The organism is Methylobacterium sp. J-070, assembly GCF_022829385.1.
Lineage (GTDB): Bacteria > Pseudomonadota > Alphaproteobacteria > Rhizobiales > Beijerinckiaceae > Methylobacterium.
Genome location: NZ_JAKSXX010000033.1, coordinates 1 through 3,487 on the forward strand (window position 1 = coordinate 1; position 3,487 = coordinate 3,487).

At 67.4% G+C, this 3,487-nt stretch carries 6 protein-coding genes; 4 read left to right on the forward strand and 2 right to left on the reverse strand.

All coding sequences use genetic code 11. From position 1 onward, the window contains the following. Nucleotides 1-224: 224 nt before the first annotated feature. Entirely contained in the window at nucleotides 225-440 is a 216-nt protein-coding gene (locus tag MKL01_RS01430; RefSeq protein WP_243903461.1) for a hypothetical protein, read from the reverse strand. A 95-nt stretch (nucleotides 441-535) separates the two neighbouring features. Then, nucleotides 536-769 carry a multiprotein-bridging factor 1 family protein gene (locus tag MKL01_RS01435; RefSeq protein WP_243903462.1) on the reverse strand — a complete coding sequence of 78 codons (234 nt, stop codon included), beginning with the start codon at nucleotides 767-769 and terminating at the stop codon, nucleotides 536-538. Nucleotides 770-960: 191 nt separating this feature from the next. Between MKL01_RS01435 and MKL01_RS01440 the strand changes: the two genes are divergently transcribed. From MKL01_RS01440 to MKL01_RS01455, 4 genes are all read left to right on the forward strand, one after another. Then, nucleotides 961-1,143 carry a hypothetical protein gene (locus MKL01_RS01440; protein ID WP_243903463.1) on the forward strand — a complete coding sequence of 61 codons (183 nt, stop codon included), beginning with the start codon at nucleotides 961-963 and terminating at the stop codon, nucleotides 1,141-1,143. 93 nt (nucleotides 1,144-1,236) lie between these two features. Further along, nucleotides 1,237-1,521, forward strand: a complete 285-nt coding sequence (locus MKL01_RS01445) for a hypothetical protein (RefSeq protein WP_243903464.1) — start codon at nucleotides 1,237-1,239, stop codon at nucleotides 1,519-1,521. A 59-nt stretch (nucleotides 1,522-1,580) separates the two neighbouring features. Next, nucleotides 1,581-2,015: a hypothetical protein gene (locus MKL01_RS01450; protein ID WP_243903465.1), complete on the forward strand. Its 435-nt coding sequence runs from the start codon at nucleotides 1,581-1,583 to the stop codon at nucleotides 2,013-2,015. A 672-nt stretch (nucleotides 2,016-2,687) separates the two neighbouring features. Then, nucleotides 2,688-3,425, forward strand: a complete 738-nt coding sequence (locus tag MKL01_RS01455) for a Crp/Fnr family transcriptional regulator (protein WP_243903466.1) — start codon at nucleotides 2,688-2,690, stop codon at nucleotides 3,423-3,425. The last annotated feature ends 62 nt before the right edge of the window (nucleotides 3,426-3,487 follow it).

Below are 3,487 nucleotides of genomic sequence, written 5' to 3' on the forward strand. Positions count from 1 at the left end.
ACAGTTAGTCTCTAGGTCCGCGTTGCCGCGGTCGGGCGCCTGCGCCGAGGCGGGGGCAGCGAGAGCGATGACGCTGACGGCGAAGATGAGGCTGCGCATACTTGGTCCCTGATCGGAGCAACTCGTCGAGGCCTAACGAACCTAGCGCAGGTTTTATCCTTTCCGCTCCCGGAACCGGATCCCCACCCCGCCGCCGTTCTCGGGGATGAATCCAAGGCCGGCGTTCACGCCCGATCCTTCTTGCTGAAACCGGCAAGGAAGAGGGTCAGACCCTGTAGGTCGTCGTCTCCTGACTGCTCACGCTCGGGCGCGGATGCCAGCAAGCCCACCTTCCCCGCCAGTTCGTGCAGCACCTGCGCCAGAAGAGGCGGCCACTCCACGCCGTAATCCTGCAGAAGGCGCGCCGTTTTCGCCAGCGCGACAGCCTGCTCTGCCGGCATGGACCGTCCCACGACCCTAGCGTCGAGCGCCCGATATGCGAGCGCCGTGCAGAGGCGCAGAACCTCGGAGAGGTGTTCTGAGGAGGCGCCGGCACTCACGCAGGATCCTTCCGCCGGAGCTTCACGCCCGGCTCGCCGCCGCTGGTGAACTCGACGCCTGCACCTTCAAGAGCGCGTTGAAGTGCCGCCAGATTGTTGGCGATTGGAGTCCGCTTGCCAGTCTCAAAGTCCCTCACCGTGGACAGGCTGACGCCCGATGCTGCGGCGAGGTCTGATTGAGACCAGTCGATCAAACCGCGAGCCGCGCGGGATAGGGCAGGGGCGAACATAGAAGCATCCTACGCCGGTACACATTTTTTGGCAATCTACACAAAACGAGTTGACATTTCGCCTCACTCAGATCAAATTGGTGAGGTACACAAATTTTGCGTGTAAAAGCCGCGATGTCCCGCGCACCGTCTCCTGGAGCCGCATCGACCGCGCCGGCCAGGATACCCGCATTAAGATCCCCGCCGGCCTGATGAGCGCCCGCCCCCTCGTCGTCGCCGGCTGCTACAACCGCGCCGCCATCATAACCGCCGCCTGCAAGGCCGCCGTCGGCATCATGGAGCGCTGCGGCGTCACCCGCGCCGAGGCAATGTCATCCGCCCTCAAGGCCACCTGGCAGGTCGCCAAGGCCGCCCATCGCGCCGCCGCGCACTGAGCCCCTGACCGCGCCGCGCTGATCGGCGCCGAAAAGGGACCCACCCTCTTCACCATCGACCCGCCGCCACGAGCCCTCACCGGAGCCCGAACGATGACGCACGCCCGCATCCCCGAATTCAGCCAGCCTGCCCCGGTCCGGGGCACGCGCCCGATCTCGACGGCCCGCCGCCGGATCCCGACTGACGCCCGGTTTCTCAACCTGCCGAATGAGCGCCTGCCGGGCGAGGACGACGCCTGGGAGATCCTGGAGCCGATCCGCCCCGAGACCCCGCACAGCCGCGGTTTCCGCTTCCTCGATGTCGCCGGCGAGCTGCTGGCGGCGGCCCTCATCATCGGTGGTGGCATGGTCCTGACCGGCTTCGCCTCCCTGCTCTGACTCTTCCCGCAACCTGCCGCGGGCCGGGGGCTCGCGGAACTCATCCGGAGATCCACGACATGACCCTGCGCACCTCTCTGCAGCGCCTCATCGGCCGCGATCCTGCCCGCCTCACCCTGCGCGAGCGCGCCACCGAGACCGCCGCCCGCCTCGCTGCATCCAAGCCGGCCACTGACGCGGCGACCGCGGACCCACCCCCGCAGGCCGACGCCGCCCTGACCGTGGCGGCCGCCGACCTGCGGCGCGTGGACGCGACGATCGCCGCCATCCCGACTGCACCGGACCAGGACCTCGACGACGTGCCGGGCTACGGCATCCTCGACGCCGAGGCGGACCGGGCCGCGGACGTCCTCGCCGGCACGCCCGCCGCCGGCCTACCGGGGCTGCAGGCGAAGGCCGCGGCCATCCTATCGGACCGCTTTTCGGTCCAGTCGCCCCAGGCGCTGGAGATGGCACAGAGCCTCGCCCGGGACTTGCTGAACAGGAAACCCTGAACCAGCGTGCAGCCCTCTCGGCGCACGTGATCGAGCTGCTCAGCGGTCTCGACCCCTTCGGCAACGATGCTCATGCCTAGCCGCTCGCCGATACCGACCTCTATGGCTTAATGCTGCCGCTTCGCGTTAGTGGCTGCAGGCAGCGAACTAGCCTGAGCAAGGCGGTGGCGGCGGTCCCTCCCGGCACAAGACGAACCATACGACGCCAGCCAAGAGGGGGCAGATCAGTAACTCGAGGAACCAGCCTGAGTGAGGCGGCAGGCCGGCTGGCATCCGAACTGGCGCCGGCTGCGGCGTGCCCTGAGCCCACGCGCTCGATGGTTCTACGATCATGCCCGCGGCCAATAGCGGAGAGAGGCATGTCAACAGCTTGCTCCGCATCTGCCCTCCGGTCCGGGGTGCGGTCGATCAGGCGAACCAAGTCGGCGGCGGTCCGTGTTCCATAGCTACTCGCGATGCGAAGATAATGCTGATGCCGACCCTGGCATGCCCGATCCCGGCGGTCCCGATCCAGGATAGGACCAGTCCTGCTTGCCTCAGACGTTCGGCCGCGAACGAACTATCGTCAGCCCCGGCGATTGCCTTGGCGAGATAAGCCCGTGTCACGCTGATTTTTCAACGCACTCAGTCTCCGCGGCGAACACGGTACAGGCGTCCCCTCGGGCTATTCCCATGTCCAACGCGCTAATCCGCAAGCTCGACCGCGCCGGCGGCCTCACAGACGCGGACCGGGCCACACTGCTGGGCGCTTGCGCCAGCCCGCGACCCGTGGCGGCGGGCCAGGACCTCACCTGCGACGGCGACCGCCCCGAGAACGTCCACCTCATCCTGCGGGGCTTCGCCTACCGCTACAAGATCCTGCCTGGCGGCAAGCGCCAGATCACCGCCGTATTCGTCCCGGGGGATTTCTGCGACTTGCACGTGGCAATCCTTCAACGGATGGACCACTCCATCGCCACCTTACTTCCCTGCGAGGTCGTGTACCTCTCGCGCGCGACCGTAATCGAACTCACGGCCGGCCACCCGCGCATCGCCCGGGCGCTGTGGTGGGCGACGCTGGTCGACGAGGCGATCCTGCGCTCCTGGCTGGTGAACATGGGCCAGCGCGAGGCCTCCAAGCAGATCGCGCACCTGTTCTGCGAACTGCACGCCCGCCTTGATGCGGTCGGACTGGCTACGCGCGACAACGGGGGGGCGGCCTACGATATATCGCTGCGCCAGACGGACCTGGCCGACCTGCTCGGGATGACGCCGGTGCACGTAAATCGCATGCTGCAAGAGCTGCGCGAGGGCAAGCTGATCGTGCTCAAGCGCCGGCGGTTGCAGATCCCCGACCTCGCCCGGCTGCGAGCCTTTTGCGGCTTCGATGCAGCCTACCTGCACCTGGAGAATCGCCCGGATCGGCGTTGACCAGCCCGCGCAGTGTAGCTTTCAAGCGGCGTGCGGCGCGGTCCACCATTCCCCAGTCAGCG

What these genes read in the sequence shown, in the direction of transcription:
- MKL01_RS01430 (WP_243903461.1), bottom strand. Translation starts at nt 440, where the DNA reads ATGCCGGCAGAGCAGGCTGTCGCGCTGGCGAAAACGGCGCGCCTTCTG.
- MKL01_RS01445 (WP_243903464.1), top strand. Translation starts at nt 1,237, where the DNA reads ATGACGCACGCCCGCATCCCCGAATTCAGCCAGCCTGCCCCGGTCCGG.
- MKL01_RS01455 (WP_243903466.1), top strand. Translation starts at nt 2,688, where the DNA reads ATGTCCAACGCGCTAATCCGCAAGCTCGACCGCGCCGGCGGCCTCACA.
- MKL01_RS01450 (WP_243903465.1), top strand. Translation starts at nt 1,581, where the DNA reads ATGACCCTGCGCACCTCTCTGCAGCGCCTCATCGGCCGCGATCCTGCC.
- MKL01_RS01435 (WP_243903462.1), bottom strand. Translation starts at nt 769, where the DNA reads ATGTTCGCCCCTGCCCTATCCCGCGCGGCTCGCGGTTTGATCGACTGG.
- MKL01_RS01440 (WP_243903463.1), top strand. Translation starts at nt 961, where the DNA reads ATGAGCGCCCGCCCCCTCGTCGTCGCCGGCTGCTACAACCGCGCCGCC.